The following is a 17,098-nucleotide window of genomic DNA, read 5'->3' on the forward strand; positions in this document are numbered from 1 at the left end:
GCGGAGAGTATGGGTTTCACGACCTGCCATGCGGTGTCGGGTGAGGACCTGGCGGGGTCGTCGTTGCCGGTGGGTCGGCCGGTGGGCAACAAGCGGGTGTTCGTGTTGGACGCGTGGTTGCGTCCGGTGCCGGCGGGGGTGGTCGGTGAGGTGTATGCGGCGGGGGCCGGTCTGGCGCACGGGTATGTGGGTCGGGCGGCGCTGACGGCGGAGCGGTTCGTGGCGAGTCCGCTGGGTGCGGCGGGCGAGCGGATGTACCGGACGGGTGACCTGGGGCGTTGGCGTGCCGACGGGGTGTTGGAGTATGTGGGGCGGGCGGACGACCAGGTGAAGATCCGGGGGTTCCGGGTCGAGCCGGGGGAGATCGCGGCGGTGCTGCAGGCGCACGAGGCGGTGGCCCAGGCGGCAGTGGTGGCGCGGGAGGACCGTGCGGGGGACAGGCGTCTGGTCGGCTATGTGGTGCCGGTCGCGGGTGGACAGATCGACGTTGATGAGCTGAGGGGCTTCGCCACGGGGCGTCTGCCGCGGCACATGGTCCCGTCGGCGCTGGTGGTGCTGGAGGCCCTGCCGATCACCCCGAACGGCAAGCTGGACCAGCGCGCCCTGCCCGCACCCGCAGCCGTCACCGCCGACCAAGGCGGACGAGCCCCGCGCTCGGTGCAGGAGGAACTGCTCTGCGGCCTGTTTGCCGAGCTCCTCGGTGTGCCGTCGGTGGGGATCGATGACGACTTCTTCGCCCTGGGCGGCCACTCGCTTCTGGCGGCCCGGTTGATCAGCCGGATCCGCAGTACCTTCGATGCCGAGCTCGGGATCCGTGACCTGTTCGACGCCTCCACGGTCGTGGGCGTCGCGGAGAAGCTGAAGGACGGCCGCCCGGCACGTCCGGCGCTGGTCGCGGGTGTGCGGCCGGAGGTGCTGCCGCTGTCGTTCGCCCAGCAGCGGTTGTGGTTCCTCGACCAGCTCGAAGGCGCCTCCGCCACCTACAACAGCCCCTTCGCGTTCCGCCTGCACGGCACGGTGGACGTCGAGGCCCTGCGCGGCGCGATCGGCGACGTCGTCGCCCGGCACGAGGCCCTGCGCACGGTCTACCCGACGGTCGACGGTCAGCCCCGCCAGCTGGTGCTGCCCGCCGACGACGCCCACGTCCCGTTCACGGTCGAGCCGTGCACGGAGGAGGAGCTGGCGGAGCGGATCTCCGCCGAGGCGTTCGCCACCTTCGACCTCGCCGCCGAACTTCCGCTGCGGGTGGTGCTGTTCAACCTCGGCGAGGACGAATCGGTCCTGGTGCTGACTTTGCACCACATCGCGAGTGACGGTTGGTCCTCCGGTCCGCTCTGGTCGGGTATCGCCTCGGCCTACCGGGCCCGGCTGGCCGGGCTCACCCCGGAGTGGGAGCCGCTGGCCGTTCAGTACGCCGACTACGCACTGTGGCAGCACAACCAGCTCGGCGACGCCATGGATCAGCAGCTCGCCTACTGGGCGGAGGCGTTGAAGGGCTCACCGCAGGAGCTGGCTCTGCCCTTCGACCGGCCCCGCCCTGCCGCCGCTTCGCATGACGGCGAGCTGTTGGAGTTCGGGCTGGATGCCGAACTGCATGCCGAGCTGGAGGGGTTGGCGCGCCGCCACGGGGTCACTCTGTTCATGGTGCTGCATGCGGCGTTGGCGGCGTTGTTGTCGCGGCTGGGTGCGGGGACGGATGTTCCGATCGGCACGGTCGTCGCCGGGCGTTCGGACCAGGCGCTGGACGACGTGGTCGGGTTCTTCGTGAACACGTTGGTGCTGCGGACGGATGTGTCGGGTGAGCCGACCTTCGGTGAGCTGTTGGGCCGGGTTCGTGACACCGATCTGGCGGCGTTCACGAACCAGGATGTGCCGTTCGAGCGGTTGGTGGAGGAGCTGAACCCGGTGCGTTCGCTGGGCCGGCACCCGCTGTTCCAGGTGATGCTGGTTCTGCAGAACAACGACGAGGGCACCCTTCGGCTTCCTGATGTCGTCGTGACGCCCGAATCGTTCGGGACTCCGCCCGTCAAGTTCGATCTCAATCTGACCTGTGTCGAGAACCGGGACGGTTCCAACGCGCCCGCCGGTATCACGGGTGTTCTGCAGTTCGCGACCGATCTGTTCGATCGGGGGACCGCGGACCAACTGGCGGAGCGGTTGGTGCGGTTGCTGGGTGTTGTGGTCGGGGATCCGGAGGTTCCGGTGTCCGGCTGGGAGGTGTTCGATTCTCCCGAGCAGGAGCGGTACTTCCTGACCCGGGCGGAGCGGGCGCGGGCCGGTGCGGCGGAGGAGGCCGAGGAGGCTCAGGGCGCGGTGATGGGGCATCGTGGTCCCCGGACGGCGCAGGAGGAGATCCTGTGCGCGTTCTTCGCCGAGGTGCTCGATGTGCCGTCGGTGGGCATCGACGACAACTTCTTCGCTCTGGGCGGTCATTCGCTTCTCGCGACGCGGCTGATCAGCCGGATCCGTACGACCCTGAACGCCGAGCTGGGCATCCGCGACCTGTTCCGCAACCCGACCGTCGTGGGCGTCGTGGAGAAGCTGAAGGACGGTGGCCCGGCGCGTCCGGCGCTGGTGGCAGGCACGCGGCCGGAGGTGCTGCCGTTGTCGTTCGCGCAGCAGCGGTTGTGGTTCCTGGACCAGCTCGAAGGCGCCTCCGCCACCTACAACAGCCCCTTCGCGTTCCGTCTGCACGGTGCGGTGGACGTGGAGGCTCTGCGTGCGGCGATCGGTGACGTCGTCGGCCGGCACGAGGCCCTGCGTACGGTCTACCCGACGGTCGGCGGTGAGCCCCGGCAGTTGATTCTGCCGGTCGAGGACGCCCGGGTTCCGTTCACGGTCGAGCCGTGCACGGAGGAGGAGCTGGCGGAGCGGATCAACGCGGAGGCCTTCGGTCTCTTCAGTCTCTCGACCGAACTGCCGCTGCGGGTGGCGCTGTTCACGCTCGGCGGGGACGAGTCCGTGCTCGTCCTGACCTTGCACCACATCGCGAGTGACGGTTGGTCCTCCGGTCCGCTCTGGTCGGGTGTCGCCTCGGCCTACCGGGCCCGGCTGGCCGGGCTCACCCCGGAGTGGGAGCCGCTGGCCGTTCAGTACGCCGACTACACCCTCTGGCAGCACAACCAGCTCGGCGAGATTCTCGACGAGCAGCTGACGTACTGGCGCGATCTGCTGGGTGAACTGCCGCAGGAGATGGCCTTGCCGTTCGACCGGCCCCGCCCTGCCGCCGCTTCGCATGACGGCGAGCTGCTGGAGTTCCAGTTCGACGCCCAACTGCATGCCGAGCTGGAGGCGTTGGCTCGCCGCCATGGGGTCACTCTGTTCATGGTGCTGCATGCGGCGTTGGCGGCGTTGTTGTCGCGGCTGGGTGCGGGGACGGATGTTCCGATCGGCACGGTCGTCGCCGGGCGTTCGGACCAGGCGCTGGACGACGTGGTCGGGTTCTTCGTGAACACGTTGGTGCTGCGGACGGATGTGTCGGGTGAGCCGACCTTCGGTGAGCTGCTGGGCCGGGTCCGTGACACCGACCTGGCGGCGTTCACGAACCAGGACCTGCCGTTCGAGCGGCTGGTGGAGGAGCTGAACCCGGTGCGTTCGCTGGGCCGGCACCCGCTGTTCCAGGTGATGCTGGTTCTGCAGAACAACGACGAGGGGTCGCTGGAGCTGCCGGGTCTCGTCGCGCAGCCCGAGTCCTTCGGGACCCCGCCCGCGAAGTTCGATCTCAACCTGACCTGCGTCGAGAACCGGGACGGTTCCAACGCGCCCGCCGGTATCACGGCTGTTCTGCAGTTCGCGACCGATCTTTTCGATCGGGGGACCGCAGACCAACTGGCGGAGCGGTTGGTGCGGTTGCTGGGTGTGGTGGCCGGGAATTCGGAGGTTCCGGTGTCCGGCTGGGAAGTCTTCGATTCTCCTGAGCAGGAGCGGTACTTCCTGACCCGGGCGGAGCGGGCGCGGGCCGGTGCGGCGGAGGAGGCCGAGGAGGCTCAGGGCGCGGTGATGGGGCATCGTGGTCCCCGGACGGCGCAGGAGGAGATCCTGTGCGCGTTCTTCGCCGAGGTGCTCGATGTGCCGTCGGTGGGCATCGACGACAACTTCTTCGCTCTGGGCGGTCATTCGCTTCTCGCGACGCGGCTGATCAGCCGGATCCGTACGACCCTGAACGCCGAGCTGGGCATCCGCGACCTGTTCCGCAACCCGACCGTCGTGGGCGTCGTGGAGAAGCTGAAGGACGGTGGCCCGGCGCGTCCGGCGCTGGTGGCAGGCCCGCGGCCGGAGGTGCTGCCGTTGTCGTTCGCGCAGCAGCGGTTGTGGTTCCTGGACCAGCTCGAAGGCGCCTCCGCCACCTACAACAGCCCCTTCGCGTTCCGTCTGCACGGTGCGGTGGACGTGGAGGCTCTGCGTGCGGCGATCGGCGACGTCGTCGGCTGGCACGAGGCCCTGCGTACGGTCTACCCGACGGTCGGTGGTCAGCCCCGGCAGCTGATTCTGCCGGTCCGCGATGTCGAGGTGCCGTTCCGCGTGGAGCCGTGCACGGAGGAGGGGGTGGCGGAGCGGATCTCGGCTGAGGCGTTCGCCACCTTCGATCTGGCCTCCGAACTGCCGCTGCGGGTGGCGCTGTTCACGCTCGGTGGGGACGAGTCCGTGCTCGTCCTGACCTTGCACCACATCGCGAGTGACGGTTGGTCCTCCGGTCCGCTCTGGTCGGGTATTGCCTCGGCCTACCGGGCCCGGCTGGCCGGTTCCGCGCCGGTCTGGGAGCCGCTGGCGGTCCAGTACGCGGACTACGCACTGTGGCAGCACAACCAGCTCGGCGAGACCATGGATCAGCAGCTCGCCTACTGGGCGGAGGCGTTGAAGGGCTCGCCGCAGGAGGTTGCTCTGCCCTTCGACCGGCCCCGGCCCGCCAGTGCCTCGCACGAGGGCGAGCTGCTGGAGTTCCACCTCGACGCCCAACTGCACGTCGAACTCGACGCGTTGGCGCGCCGCCACGGGGTCACTCTGTTCATGGTGCTGCATGCCGCGCTGGCGGCTCTGCTGTCGCGGCTGGGCGCCGGCACGGACATCCCGATTGGCACGGTCGTCGCCGGGCGTTCGGACCAGGCCCTGGACGACGTGATCGGGTTCTTCGTGAACACGCTGGTGCTGCGGACCGACGTGTCGGAGGCCCCCACCTTCGGTGAGCTGCTGGGCCGGGTCCGTGACACCGACCTGGCGGCGTTCACCAACCAGGACCTGCCGTTCGAGCGGCTCGTCGAGGAGCTGAACCCGGTGCGTTCGCTGGGCCGGCACCCGCTGTTCCAGGTGCTCCTGGTCCTGCAGAACAACGACGAGGGCACCCTGCGGCTGCCGGGCCTCACCGCGCAGCCCGAGTCCTTCGGGACCCCGCCCGCGAAGTTCGACCTCAACCTGACCTGCGTCGAGAACCGGGACGGTTCCAATTCGCCCGCCGGCATCCTCGCCGTCCTGCACTACGCCACCGACCTCTTCGACCACACCACCATGACCCTGCTGGCGGAGCGGCTGGTGCGGTTGCTCGCTGTTGTGGTCGAGGATCCGGAGGTTCCGGTGTCCGGCTGGGAGGTGTTCGACTCTCCCGAGCAGGAGCGGTACTTCCTGACCCGGGCGGAGCGGGCGCGGGCCGGTGCGGCGGAGGAGGCCGAGGAGGGGCAAGGTGCGGTGCGGGGGCATCGTGGTCCCCGGACGGCGCAGGAGGAGATTCTGTGCGCGTTCTTCGCCGAGGTGCTCGATGTGCCGTCGGTGGGGATCGACGACAACTTCTTTGCTCTGGGTGGTCATTCGCTTCTCGCGACGCGGCTGATCAGCCGGATCCGTACGACCCTGAACGCCGAGCTGGGCATCCGCGACCTGTTCCGCAACCCGACCGTGGTCGGGGTCGTGGAGAAGCTGAAGGACGGCGGCCCGGCCCGTCCGGCGCTGGTGGCGGGCACGCGGCCGGAGGTGCTGTCGCTGTCGTTCGCGCAGCAGCGGTTGTGGTTCCTGGACCAGCTCGAAGGCGCCTCCGCGACCTACAACAGCCCCTTCGCGTTCCGCCTGCACGGTGCGGTGGACGCCGCGGCTCTGCGCGGCGCGATCGGCGACGTCGTCGCCCGGCACGAGGCCCTGCGTACGGTCTACCCGACGGTCGGTGGTCAGCCCCGGCAGCTGATTCTGCCCGCCGACGCCGCCCAGGTCCCGTTCCGGGTCCAGTCGTGCACGGCGGAGGAGGTGGCGGAACGGATCTCGGCCGAGGCGTTCGCCACCTTCGACCTGGCCTCCGAACTGCCTCTGCGGGTCGCGCTGTTCACGCTCGGCGGGGACGAGTCCGTGCTCGTCCTGACCTTGCATCACATCGCGAGTGATGGTTGGTCCTCCGGTCCGCTCTGGTCGGGTATCGCCTCGGCCTACCGGGCCCGGCTGGCCGGGCTCACCCCGGAGTGGGAGCCGCTCACGGTTCAGTACGCCGACTACACCCTCTGGCAGCACAACCAGCTCGCCGAGACCATGGACCAGCAGCTCGCCTACTGGGCAGAGGCGTTGAAGGGCTCGCCGCAGGAGGTCGCTCTGCCCTTCGACCGGCCCCGGCCCGCCAGTGCCTCGCACGAGGGTGAGCTGCTGCAGTTCCACGTCGACACCGAACTGCACGCCGCACTCGACGCGTTGGCGCGCCGCCACGGGGTCACTCTGTTCATGGTGCTGCACGCGGCGCTGGCCGCCCTGCTGTCGCGGCTGGGCGCCGGCACGGACATTCCGATCGGCACGGTCGTCGCCGGGCGTTCGGACCAGGCCCTGGACGAGCTGGTCGGGTTCTTCGTGAACACGCTGGTGCTGCGGACCGACGTGTCGCAGGCCCCCACCTTCGGTGAGCTGCTGGGCCGGGTCCGTGACACCGACCTGGCGGCGTTCACCAACCAGGACCTGCCGTTCGAGCGGCTCGTCGAGGAGCTGAACCCCGTCCGTTCCAGTTCCACGCATCCGCTGTTCCAGGTGCTCCTGGTCCTGCAGAACAACGACGAGGGCACCCTGCGGCTGCCGGGCCTCACCGCGCAGCCCGAGTCCTTCGGGACCCCGCCCGTCAAGTTCGACCTCAACCTGACCTGCGTCGAGAACCGGGACGGTTCCAATTCGCCCGCCGGCATCCTCGCCGTCCTGCACTACGCCACCGACCTCTTCGACCACACCACCATGACCCTGCTGGCGGACCGTCTGCTCCGGCTGCTGGCGGCCGTGGTCGCGGACCCGGACCGGTCGATCGAGGCGGTCGACGTCCTGAGCCCGGCCGAGCGCCGGCGGATCCTCGTGGAGTGGAACGACACCGAGCGCGTCCCGGCGGACACCCGACCGGTCCCGGAGATCTTCGAGGGGAGCGTCCGGCGGATGCCGGACGCGAACGCGCTCGTCTTCCAGGGCGAGGCCCTGACGTTCCGTGAGCTGAACGCGCGGGCGAACCGCCTGGCGCGGCTGCTGATCGACCGCGGGGTGGGGCCGGAACAGACCGTGGCCGTCCTGCTGCCGCGGGGCACCGACCTGATCGTCTCGCTGCTGGCGATCCTGAAGGCTGGCGCCTGCTACGTCCCCGTCGACCCGGAATACCCCGTCGAGCGGGTCACGTACATGCTGGACAACTGCGGGCCCGCCCTCGTGATCACCGGCCGGGAGACCGCCGGGCGGTTCGCGGGCCTCGCCGGGCGCGTGCCGCATCTGCTGGACCTGACGGAGCCCGCGGTCGGCGCCGAACTGGCCGGCCGGTCCGACACCGACGTGTCGGACGCCGATCGGCTCTCGCCGTTGCGCCCGGAGCACTCCGCGTACGCCATCTTCACCTCCGGGTCGACGGGGCAGCCGAAGGGCGTGCTCATCGAGCACCACTCGCTGGCCAACCTCGTCCACAGCCACCGGGAGGACGTCTACCGGGCCGACATCGCCTCCGCCGGCCGCCCCCTGCGCGCCGCCATGATCGGGGCGACGACCTTCGACGCCAGCTGGCTGCTGCTCTTCTGGCTGCTGGACGGCCACGAGCTGCACCTGGTGGACGACGAGACGCGCCGGACGCCGGAACTCCTGGTCGACTACATCGAGGCCGAGGGGATCGACTACATCGAGACGACCCCGACCTACTGCCGCCAGCTGATCGAGCTGGGCATGCTCTCCGCGGAGCGCTCCTCCCGCCCCCGGATCGTCGACGTCGGCGGCGAGGCGGTCGACGAGGCGCTCTGGGCGGACCTGCGGCGGGCCGGGGTCGCCGGCAACAACCAGTACGGTCCCACCGAGTGCACCGTGTACAGCACGAACGCCGTGATCGGCGCGTACGAGCGGCCGGTCATCGGCCGGCCGATCCGCAACACCCGGCTGTTCGTCCTGGACGACCGGCTGCGGGTGGTCCCGCCGGGTGTCCCCGGCGAGCTGTACATCGCGGGGGAGCTCCTGGCCCGAGGCTACGTGGGCCGGCGGGCCCTGACCGCCGAGCGCTTCGTGGCGAATCCGTTCGGGGCGCCGGGCGAGAGGATGTACCGCACCGGCGACCTCGTGCGGTGGCGGGCCGACGGCGCCCTGGAGTACGTGGGCCGGGCGGACGACCAGGTGAAGATCCGCGGCTTCCGGATCGAGCCGGGGGAGATCGCCGCGGTGCTGATGGCGCACGACGCGGTGGCGCAGGCCGCCGTGGTGGCGCGGGAGGACCGGCCGGGGGACCAGCGTCTGGTGGGCTATGTGGTGCCGGTCGCCGACCGGGAGGCCGACCCGGAGGAGCTGCGGCGCTTCGCCGCGGGGCGGCTGCCGCGCCACATGCTGCCGTCGGCGGTCGTGGTGCTGGAGGCGCTGCCGATGACGTCGCACGGCAAGCTCGACCAGCGGGCGCTGCCGGCGCCGGTCGCCGGTGCGGGCGGCGGCGGGCGGGCTCCGCGGTCGGCGCAGGAGGAGATCCTGTGCGCGGTGTTCGCCGAGGTCCTCGGGGTGCCGTCGGTGGGGATCGACGACGACTTCTTCCTCCTGGGCGGTCACTCGCTCCTCGCGGCCCGGCTGATCAGCCGGATCCGCACCGCCCTCGGCGCCGAGATCGGCATCCGGGACGTCTTCGACGCCCCCACCGCCGCCGCCCTCGCCGGACGGCTGGACGACGCGGGGCAGGGCGACGGCGCCCTCGCCACCCTGCTGCCGCTGCGCAGGAGCAGCGGGCCGGCGGCCCGGCCGCTCTTCTGCGTGCACCCCGCGGCCGGCATCAGCTGGGTCTACTCGGGACTGCTCCGCCACCTCGACGGCGACCGTGCCCTGTACGGTCTCCAGGCCCGCGGCCTGCTGGCCCCCGAGGCCGTTCCGGAGAGTCTCGACGCCATGGTCGACGACTACCTGGCACTGATCCGCTCCGTGCAGCCGCAGGGCCCGTACGCGCTGCTGGGGTGGTCGTTCGGCGGGGTCGTGGCCCATGAACTCGCCGTCCGGCTCCAGGAGGAGGGCGAGGAGATCGAGGTCCTCACCCTGATGGACGGCTTCCCGGCCGGTGGCACCGGGACGTCGGCCGGGTCGGCCGAGGCGCTGAGCGGCGAGGAGGCCGTGCGGGCGCTCCTGGAGTCGCTCGGCTACGACCCGGATTCCGCGGCGGCGGCGGACGGTCCGCTCGCGCTGCTCGACGACGCCACGCTGGAGGCCATGGCCAGGGTCTTCCTCGGGAACGTCGCGGTGCTGGACTCGTTCAAGTCCCGTACGTTCAGGGGCGATGTGCTCTTCTTCGAGGCGACCAGGGAGGAGCCGCTCCCCCCGGTGCGGCCCGAGGACTGGCAGCCCCACGTCACGGGCCGGATCGAGGTGCACCGGGTGACCGGGCGGCATGGTGAAATGACGCGGCCGGATCAGCTCGCCCAGATCGGCCCGGTCCTCGCCGCCCGGCTCGCCGGCGAGCGCGACGGGTCGTAGCTGCTGGATCGGCGGCCCGTGTGCCGGTCGGCACACGGGCCGCGCGACGGCCCTCCCGCTCGTCCCGGCACTGCCCGGCAGCGGGAGGGGGCCCGGCCGGCGGGCGATTTCGGACGGTTCGGCTTCCCTTTCTCGAGAAATTGGAGCGATCGATGGGCAATGACACACGTGGTGGCCTGCTCCGCCGCCACCGGGACTTCCGGCTCCTCTGGTTGGGCGAGACGGCGGGGCGCTTCGGTCAGTCGGTCACGGTTCTCGCCGTCCCGTTGATCGCCGTTTCGACCCTGCACGCCGACACCTTCGAGGTGAGTCTGCTGAGCGCGGCGCCCTGGGTGCCGTGGCTGCTCATCGGGCTGCCGGTGGGGGTCTGGGTGGACCGGCTGAGGCGCAGGCAGGTGATGTTCTGGGCCAACATCGTCTGCTTCGCGCTCTTCGCCAGCGTTCCCGTGGCGGCCTGGGCGGGGGTGCTGAAGGTCGGTCAACTCCTGCTCGTCGCCCTGCTGGCGGGCGCCGCCACGGTGTTCTTCCAGACCGCGTACACCGCCTACCTGCCGGACCTGGTGAAGCCGGAGGACCAGGCCGAGGGCAACGCCAAGCTCCAGGGCAGCGCCTCCGCGGCGCAGATCGTCGGGCTCGGCTGCGGCGGCCTGCTCATCCAACTCGCGGGCGCGGCCAACGGGATGCTGGTCAACACGACGACCTTCCTGCTCGCGACGCTCTGCCTGGTCGGCATCCGGCACCGGGAGGCCACCCCCGAGCGGGTCGAACGACCGCGCGGCGCCATGGCCAAGGAGATCCGGGAAGGACTGGGGCTGCTCTTCGGCGACCCCTTCCTGCGGAGCCTGGCGCTCTTCGGAGCGGCGTCCAACCTCGCCCTGTCCGGGTACCAGTCGCTCACCGTGGTCTTCCTGGTCCGTGAGATCGGCCTGTCCTCCGGGACGATCGGCAGCCTGGCGATGGTCAGCGGTGTCGGCGGCGTGCTGGGAGCCTTCGTCGTGCGCCGGGTCAGCGCCAGGCTGGGCACCGGCCGCTCCCTGCTGATGTTCGAGCTGGTGCTGCCGGCGCTGGCGCTGCTCATCCCGCTGGCCGGCCCCGGCTGGGGGCTGACGATGGTCGTCCTCGCCTACGCCGGGGTGTCGATCGGCGTGGTGGCGGGCAATGTGCTCAAGTCCGGGTTCGTCCAGAGCTACTGCCCGAGCGGCGTGCTCGGCCGGCTCGTCGCGAGCTCCGCGTTCCTCAACTACGGCACGATGCCGCTGGGCGCCGTGCTCGGCGGCGCGCTCGGCACCTGGCTCGGTCTGCGCCCGGCCCTGTGGATCCTGACCGCGGGCGTACCGGCGGCGGCCCTCTTCCTCTACTGCTCCCCGATCCGCGGCCACCGGGACCTGCCGACCGGGCAAATGTCCGTGCGCCGGCCGGGGACGGACTCCGAGGCGGACCCCGAGACGGACCCGGAGGCGGACGTGGAGCCGGTCGAGGCGGTCCGCTGAGACGCCGGGCGTCGCCGCGGGCCCGGGGCACCTGAACGGGGGAGTTCCCCGCGCGGCGGGCGGGCGCGGGTTGTGAGCATGGGTACGGCCGGCCCGGGCGGCCGCGGCGCAGGACCCGCGGGCCCGGCCGGGGGACTCCCCGAGGAAGGAAGCACCCGCCCATGGAGGCATCCGCACAGATCGGCGTGACGGGGCTGGCGGTGATGGGCCGCAACCTGGCGCGGAACTTCGCCCGCAACGGCTACACGGTCGCGGTGCACAACCGCACGCCGGGACGGACCACGGCGCTGGTCGAGGAGTTCGGCCACGAGGGCGCGTTCGTCCCGGCGGGATCGCCGCAGGAGCTGGTGGCCGCGCTGGAACGGCCCCGCCGGCTCCTGATCATGGTGAAGGCCGGGCAGGCCACCGACGAGGTCATCGAGGAGTTCGCCCCGCTGCTGGAAGCGGGCGACATGATCATCGACGGTGGCAACGCGCACTTCGCCGACACCCGCCGCCGGGAGCGGGCGCTGCGCGAACGCGGCATCCACTTCGTCGGCAGCGGCGTCTCCGGCGGGGAGGAGGGCGCGCTGCACGGCCCCTCGGTCATGCCCGGCGGCTCCGCCGAGTCCTACGCCGTCCTCGGCCCGATGCTGGAGCGGATCAGCGCCCACGTGGACGGCGATCCGTGCTGCACCCACATCGGCACCGACGGGGCCGGCCACTTCGTGAAGATGGTGCACAACGGCATCGAGTACGCCGACATGCAGCTCATCGCCGAGGCCTACCACCTCCTGCGGGAGGTCGGCGGGTACACCCCCGCCGAGATCGCCGAGACCTTCCGGAACTGGAACAAGGGGCGGCTCGACTCCTACCTGATCGAGATCACCGCCGAGGTGCTCGCCCACACCGACGCCGCCACCGGCAGGCCCTTCGTCGACATCGTCCAGGACGCCGCGGAGCAGAAGGGCACCGGACGCTGGACGGTGCAGACCGCCCTGGACCTCGGGTCCCCGGTCACCGCCATCGCCCAGGCCACCTTCGCCCGGGTCGCCTCCGCCCGGGCCGAACTGCGGGCGGCCTACCGGCCGCTGCCCGGGGGGACCCGGCAGGAACTGCGCCCGCACGAGGCCGAGCGCTTCACCCGCGACGTCGAACAGGCCCTCTACGCGTCGAAGGTCATCGCCTACGACCAGGGCTGGACCATGATCCGCGACGCCGCGGCCGAGTACGGCTGGGACATCGACCTGGGGGCGGTGGCGAGGATCTGGCGCGGCGGCTGCATCATCCGCGCCGCGTTCCTCGACCGGATCCGCGCCGCCCACGCCGCCAACCCCGACCTGGTCAGCCTGCTCGCCGAGGAGCAGTTCGCGGCCGAGGTCTCCGACGCCCAGGCGGCCTGGCGCACGGTGGTGGCCGGCGCGGCCCAGCACGGCATCCCCGTGCCGGCGTTCTCCGCCGCGCTCGCCTTCTACGACACCCTGCGCAGCGAGCACCTGCCCGCCGCGCTGATCCAGGGGCAGCGCGACTTCTTCGGCGCCCACACCTACCGCCGCACCGACCGTCCGGGCAGCTTCCACACGCGCTGGGCCGAGCCCGGCCGCCCCGAGGTGCGGACGGACGGCGGGACGGCGTAGCGCGTCACCGGCCGGCCCGGCCGCCGCGGCCGGGCCGGCTCAGGCCTTCTTCCGCTCCGCCGCCCGCTCGATCTCGGCGAGCATGTCGCGCGGGAACCAGAGGCTGCTCGCGCCCGCCAGGGCGACGGCCGCCGCCCCGACCAGCACCGGCACGATGCCGACCCGGGAGGCCAGCCACCCGCCGACGAAGGCGCCGACGGGCAGGGTGGCGGTCAGCACGGCCTGGAGGAAGGCGTTCACGCGGCCCAGCAGGTGGGCGGGGGTGACGAGTTGGCGCCCCGTGGTCATGGCGATCGACCAGACGGTGGCCAGCAGTCCGAACAGCAGCTGGTACAGCACCAGGACCGGGAAGGGCAGCCCCAGGGAGGCCGCCGGGATGAGGAAGAGCGCGGCCCCCGCGCCCACGGCGCACAGCCGGATGGCCCGGGCCATGCCCAGCGAACGGGTGACGGAGGTCGCGGCCAGCACACCGGAGCCCATCCCGACGGCGTACGCGGCGTAGACGGCGCCGAGCTGCCACGGGGGCAGCTGCAGTTCCCGGTCGGCGTACAGGACGAACAGGCCGCCGCCGGCCCCGCCGCCCAGGTTGAGTCCGGCCGCGGCCAGGGCCTGGCGGCGCAGCAGGGTCTCGCGCCGGATGACCGCCAGGCCTTCCCGCAGGGCTTCGAGGCGGGAGCGCGCGCCGCTGCCCGCGTTCGCCGGCCGGTTCAGGGAGGTCGGCAGCGCGAGGAACAGGGCCCCGCCGACGAGGTAGGCGGCGCACTCGACCAGCAGCGCCGGGGCCGGGTCGATCACGCTGATCAGGAGGCCGCCGAGCGCGGGCCCGCCGATCAGGCCGATGGTCCGGGCGCCGGTGAGCGAGGAGTTGGCCGGCAGCAGGCGTTCCGCGGGCACCACGCGGGGCAGACAGGACTGCAGCGCGACGCTCTGGGCGGAGTTCAGCGCCCCGGAGGCGGCGGCCGCGGCGAACAGGTGCGGCCAGGTCAGGCCGTCCAGCGCGGCCGCGAGCGGCACGCTGCCGATGGCGGGGACCTGCAGCCAGGACAGCGAGACCAGCATCCGCCGCAGCCGGGCCCGGTCGACGGCGACGCCGATGAGGGGGCTGAGCAGGACGCCGGGCAGGTAGGTCATCGCCATCAGCGCCGAGGCGCCCAGCGGGCCGGCGTGCAGGTGGGCGATGGCCAGCAGCGGCAGCGCCAGCGCGGTGACCTGGCGTCCCACCGAGCTGGTCATCTGCTCCGTGACCAGCAGCAGCAGCGGACGGTGCCGGCGCAGCGGCACGGATTCCGGGGCCGGGGGCGGGGTCGCGGGCGGTCCGGACTCCGCGGGTACGGACGACTCCTCGGCCGTGGAAGATCCCATGTATCAGACTCCTGTGTCGGGCACGGTCCAGTGGCGGATGCGTGGAGGCAGTGTCACCGCCCAGCCCCGCGTGACGAGCACGAGGCCTTCGGACGCCAGGACGGACACGGCCTCACGGCCCGTACTGCTGAGGTCGTCCAGGGCGGTGGGGGTCAGGCAGGCCCGGAAGGTGGCCACCAGGTCGGGGTGGTCCAGCGCGAAGCGGGCCGAGGCGTCCGGGTCCCGGCGGTCCCGGACCTGGAGGAAGCCCGGTCCCTGCCGGTAGTAGAACCGCCCGTACGCGTAGGCGGAGCGCCACTCCGCCAGGGCGGGTTCGGTCTCCGCGGTCCCGGAGAGGGCAGCGGTCCCGGGATCCTGCGGGGCGGGCGGCGGCAGGTGGTGCAGGTGGTGGAGGGCGAAGTCGGCGGCGGAGGGGTCCCGCAGCGCCGGGTCGTCCGGGGCCAGGGACCACCGCACCGGGAGCACGTGGCTCTGGCACTCGCGCAGCAGCCGGACGGCCTCGGCGGCGGGCCGTCCGCCCGCGCCGAGGGGGACCGGCGCGGCGAGGACGACCAGCCGGCCGTCCAGCCGGTGGGGGACGGTGTCCGGCAGGTCCGGCAGGTCCGGCGCCGCGAGGGAGGGCTTGGCGATCGGCATCACGCCACCTCCTCGGGGGTGGGGAGGGCGGCCGGGAAGGCGGTGCCCAGGTCGGGGGCGCGGACCGGCACCGCCCGGGTGGGCAGTGCGAGCAGGGTGTCGCCGTCCTTGAACACCAGTCCGTGCGCGAGGAGTTCGCTTCCCCAGGCGGTGAGCGTGTCCAGCGGGACCTCGTACCCGGCCTCGGCCAGGCGGCGGTGCAGGGCGGGGAGCGTGCGGCCGTGCTCCAGCTCGCGGAACCCGGCGGCCCGCCAGTGCGTCAGCCGGTGGGTGCGCCGCGGCCAGCCCTCGCGTTCGTCGTGGACGAGCAGGTCCCCCTCTTCGCCGCCGTCGCCGGGGGCGCCGCCGTCCGCGGCCGGTTCGAGCAGGAGCCGGGAGGACGGGTAGGCCTCCGTCCAGCGGTCGATCTCCTCCGCCAGCCGTCGTTCCAGCTCGCCCTGGATGCCGGTGGCCGGGGCGTCGAACAGGTAGACCAGGTCCTCCAGTTCCTCCCGCGGCAGCTGGTAGACGTGCTGGTAGATGTCGGCGGGGCGGCGCTCGGTGAAGCCCAGCGCGGGGTTGGTGAAGTGCGGGCTGAACCGCTCCAGCGCGATGCGGGTGGCACCGCCCGGGGGCTGGAGGTGGCGCAGGGCGGGCATCTGGTCGATGATCTCCGTGTAGTCCTCGTCGCGTTCGCCCGGGAACCCGTAGAGGTAGTTCCAGACGCAGGTGAGCGCGTGGTTCTCGCACTCCCGCATGGTACGGACGTTGCGGGCGCCGGTGACCCCCTTGTCCATCAGGCCGAGCACCCGGCTGTTCAGGCTCTCGATGCCGGGCTGGACGTGGGTGACCCGGGCGCGGCCCAGCAGGGCGATCTGCTCCTGGCTGAGGTTCGACTTCACCTCGTAGTGGATGCGCAGGTCCCACCCGCTGTCGGCGGCCCGTGGCAGGAAGTCACGGAAGTAGTCCATGCTGATGATGTTGTCGACCGTGATGACATCGAGCAACTTGTGCCGCTGGACGAGCCGTTCGATCTCGGACCAGAGCTGCTCGCCGTTCTTCGAACGGAACTCCATCAGGCTGCCGTTGAGCCCGCAGAAGGTGCAGTGGTGCTTCTCGCCCCACCAGCAGCCGCGGGCGCCCTCCACCACGAGCTTGGGCTCGACGAACTCGGCCACCGGGGAGGAGTCGAAGGATTCCTGCCAGGCGTCGAAGTCGGGGCTGGGCAGCAGTCCGATCGGGACGGTGCCGCGGGCCTCCCGGTTGGCGCGCGAGGTGCCGCCGTCCCACCAGCAGACCCCGGGGACGTCCGTGGGGGCCGTGCCGCGCTCGATGTGGGCGAGCAGCGCCGGGAAGGTCTTCTCGGCCTCTCCGCGCACGACGTGGTCCAGGAAGGGGTGGTTGCGGTGCAGGGCGTGGCCCATGACGCTGTCGCAGTTGCTGCCGCCCAGCACGGTGACGACCTCGGGCCGCAGGCGCTTGATCTCCCGGGCGAGGGCGAGCGAGGGCACGTTCTGCAGGAAGGTGGTGGTCATGCCGACCACGTCGGGGTCGGTGGCGAGCACCTCCCGGGCGGCCTCGGCGATGAACCGCGCGGCGTGCGGGCGCATCCGCAGCAGGCTGTCGATCGACGATCCGGTGCGGGCCGCGTAGGCGGTGAGCTGCTCGGTGCCCCACTGGTCGTCGTCGTAGAGGCTGCCGGAGAAGACCCAGTCGCCGAAGCCGTCGAACACCTGGTCGTCGGCGACGGTCATGTACTCCGTCGGGGTCAGTTCGCCGTCGCTGTGCTCCAGCAGGAACTCGGCCCAGCGCAGCCACCCGTGGTACTCGGCGACCTCGTCGGACGGCCGTTCCCGGGCGACGAGTGCGTGCAGGAGACCGACCTGGAGCGACGGCATCTCCAGGGCCTGCCACGGCATGGAGACGAGCGCGATACGCATTCCCTGGCCTTTCGGACTCTCGGACGGTGCAGAGGACTGTGGAGAGGCGGGGGCCCCCCCCCCGGGGGGGCCCCGCGGGGGACACCAAGCGGATTGGGTTTAGTGGGGGCCGGTGGTGGATCGGGGAAGTTTTGGGGCGCAGGGAGGGAGCGGGGGGGGCACCCAA

Annotated in this window: 6 protein-coding genes; 3 read left to right on the plus strand and 3 right to left on the minus strand. The window is 71.9% G+C overall.

What is annotated here, in order from left to right:
* Positions 1 to 219 precede the first annotated feature (219 nt).
* From ACFVUY_RS23855 to gndA, 3 genes are all read left to right on the plus strand, one after another.
* Positions 220 to 9,909: an amino acid adenylation domain-containing protein gene (locus ACFVUY_RS23855; protein ID WP_387733007.1), complete on the plus strand. Its 9,690-nt coding sequence runs from the start codon at positions 220 to 222 to the stop codon at positions 9,907 to 9,909.
* 152 nt (positions 9,910 to 10,061) lie between these two features.
* Complete coding sequence (locus ACFVUY_RS23860; RefSeq protein WP_387733010.1) at positions 10,062 to 11,399, plus strand: MFS transporter; 1,338 nt, start codon at positions 10,062 to 10,064, stop codon at positions 11,397 to 11,399.
* Positions 11,400 to 11,560: 161 nt separating this feature from the next.
* Complete coding sequence (gene gndA, locus ACFVUY_RS23865; protein ID WP_387733013.1) at positions 11,561 to 13,015, plus strand: NADP-dependent phosphogluconate dehydrogenase; 1,455 nt, start codon at positions 11,561 to 11,563, stop codon at positions 13,013 to 13,015.
* Between the two features lie 39 nt (positions 13,016 to 13,054).
* Here the strand turns inward: gndA and ACFVUY_RS23870 are convergent, their stop codons facing one another.
* The 3 genes from ACFVUY_RS23870 to ACFVUY_RS23880 are packed head-to-tail and all read right to left on the minus strand — an operon-like array spanning position 13,055 to position 16,932.
* The gene (locus ACFVUY_RS23870) at positions 13,055 to 14,377 is read right to left on the minus strand and encodes an MFS transporter (protein WP_359912541.1); all 1,323 of its coding nucleotides are present in this window, start codon (positions 14,375 to 14,377) and stop codon (positions 13,055 to 13,057) included.
* Positions 14,378 to 14,380: 3 nt separating this feature from the next.
* A complete protein-coding gene (locus ACFVUY_RS23875; protein ID WP_387733016.1) occupies positions 14,381 to 15,013 on the minus strand; it encodes a DUF5825 family protein in 633 nt (210 codons plus the stop codon).
* Positions 15,013 to 16,932, minus strand: a complete 1,920-nt coding sequence (locus ACFVUY_RS23880) for a RiPP maturation radical SAM C-methyltransferase (protein ID WP_387733019.1) — start codon at positions 16,930 to 16,932, stop codon at positions 15,013 to 15,015. Before ACFVUY_RS23880 ends, ACFVUY_RS23875 begins: the two co-directional genes overlap by 1 nt.
* Between the last annotated feature and the right edge of the window lie 166 nt (positions 16,933 to 17,098).

It is taken from the genome of Kitasatospora sp. NPDC058063, assembly GCF_042885395.1.
In the GTDB taxonomy this organism is placed as follows: Bacteria; Actinomycetota; Actinomycetes; order Streptomycetales; family Streptomycetaceae; genus Kitasatospora; species Kitasatospora lactacystinica.

Bases quoted from the DNA above. Each gene is read 5' to 3' on its own strand.
- ACFVUY_RS23860 (WP_387733010.1), top strand. From the start codon at position 10,062: ATGGGCAATGACACACGTGGTGGCCTGCTCCGCCGCCACCGGGACTTC.
- gndA (WP_387733013.1), top strand. From the start codon at position 11,561: ATGGAGGCATCCGCACAGATCGGCGTGACGGGGCTGGCGGTGATGGGC.
- ACFVUY_RS23870 (WP_359912541.1), bottom strand. From the start codon at position 14,377: ATGGGATCTTCCACGGCCGAGGAGTCGTCCGTACCCGCGGAGTCCGGA.
- ACFVUY_RS23875 (WP_387733016.1), bottom strand. From the start codon at position 15,013: ATGCCGATCGCCAAGCCCTCCCTCGCGGCGCCGGACCTGCCGGACCTG.
- ACFVUY_RS23880 (WP_387733019.1), bottom strand. From the start codon at position 16,932: ATGCGTATCGCGCTCGTCTCCATGCCGTGGCAGGCCCTGGAGATGCCG.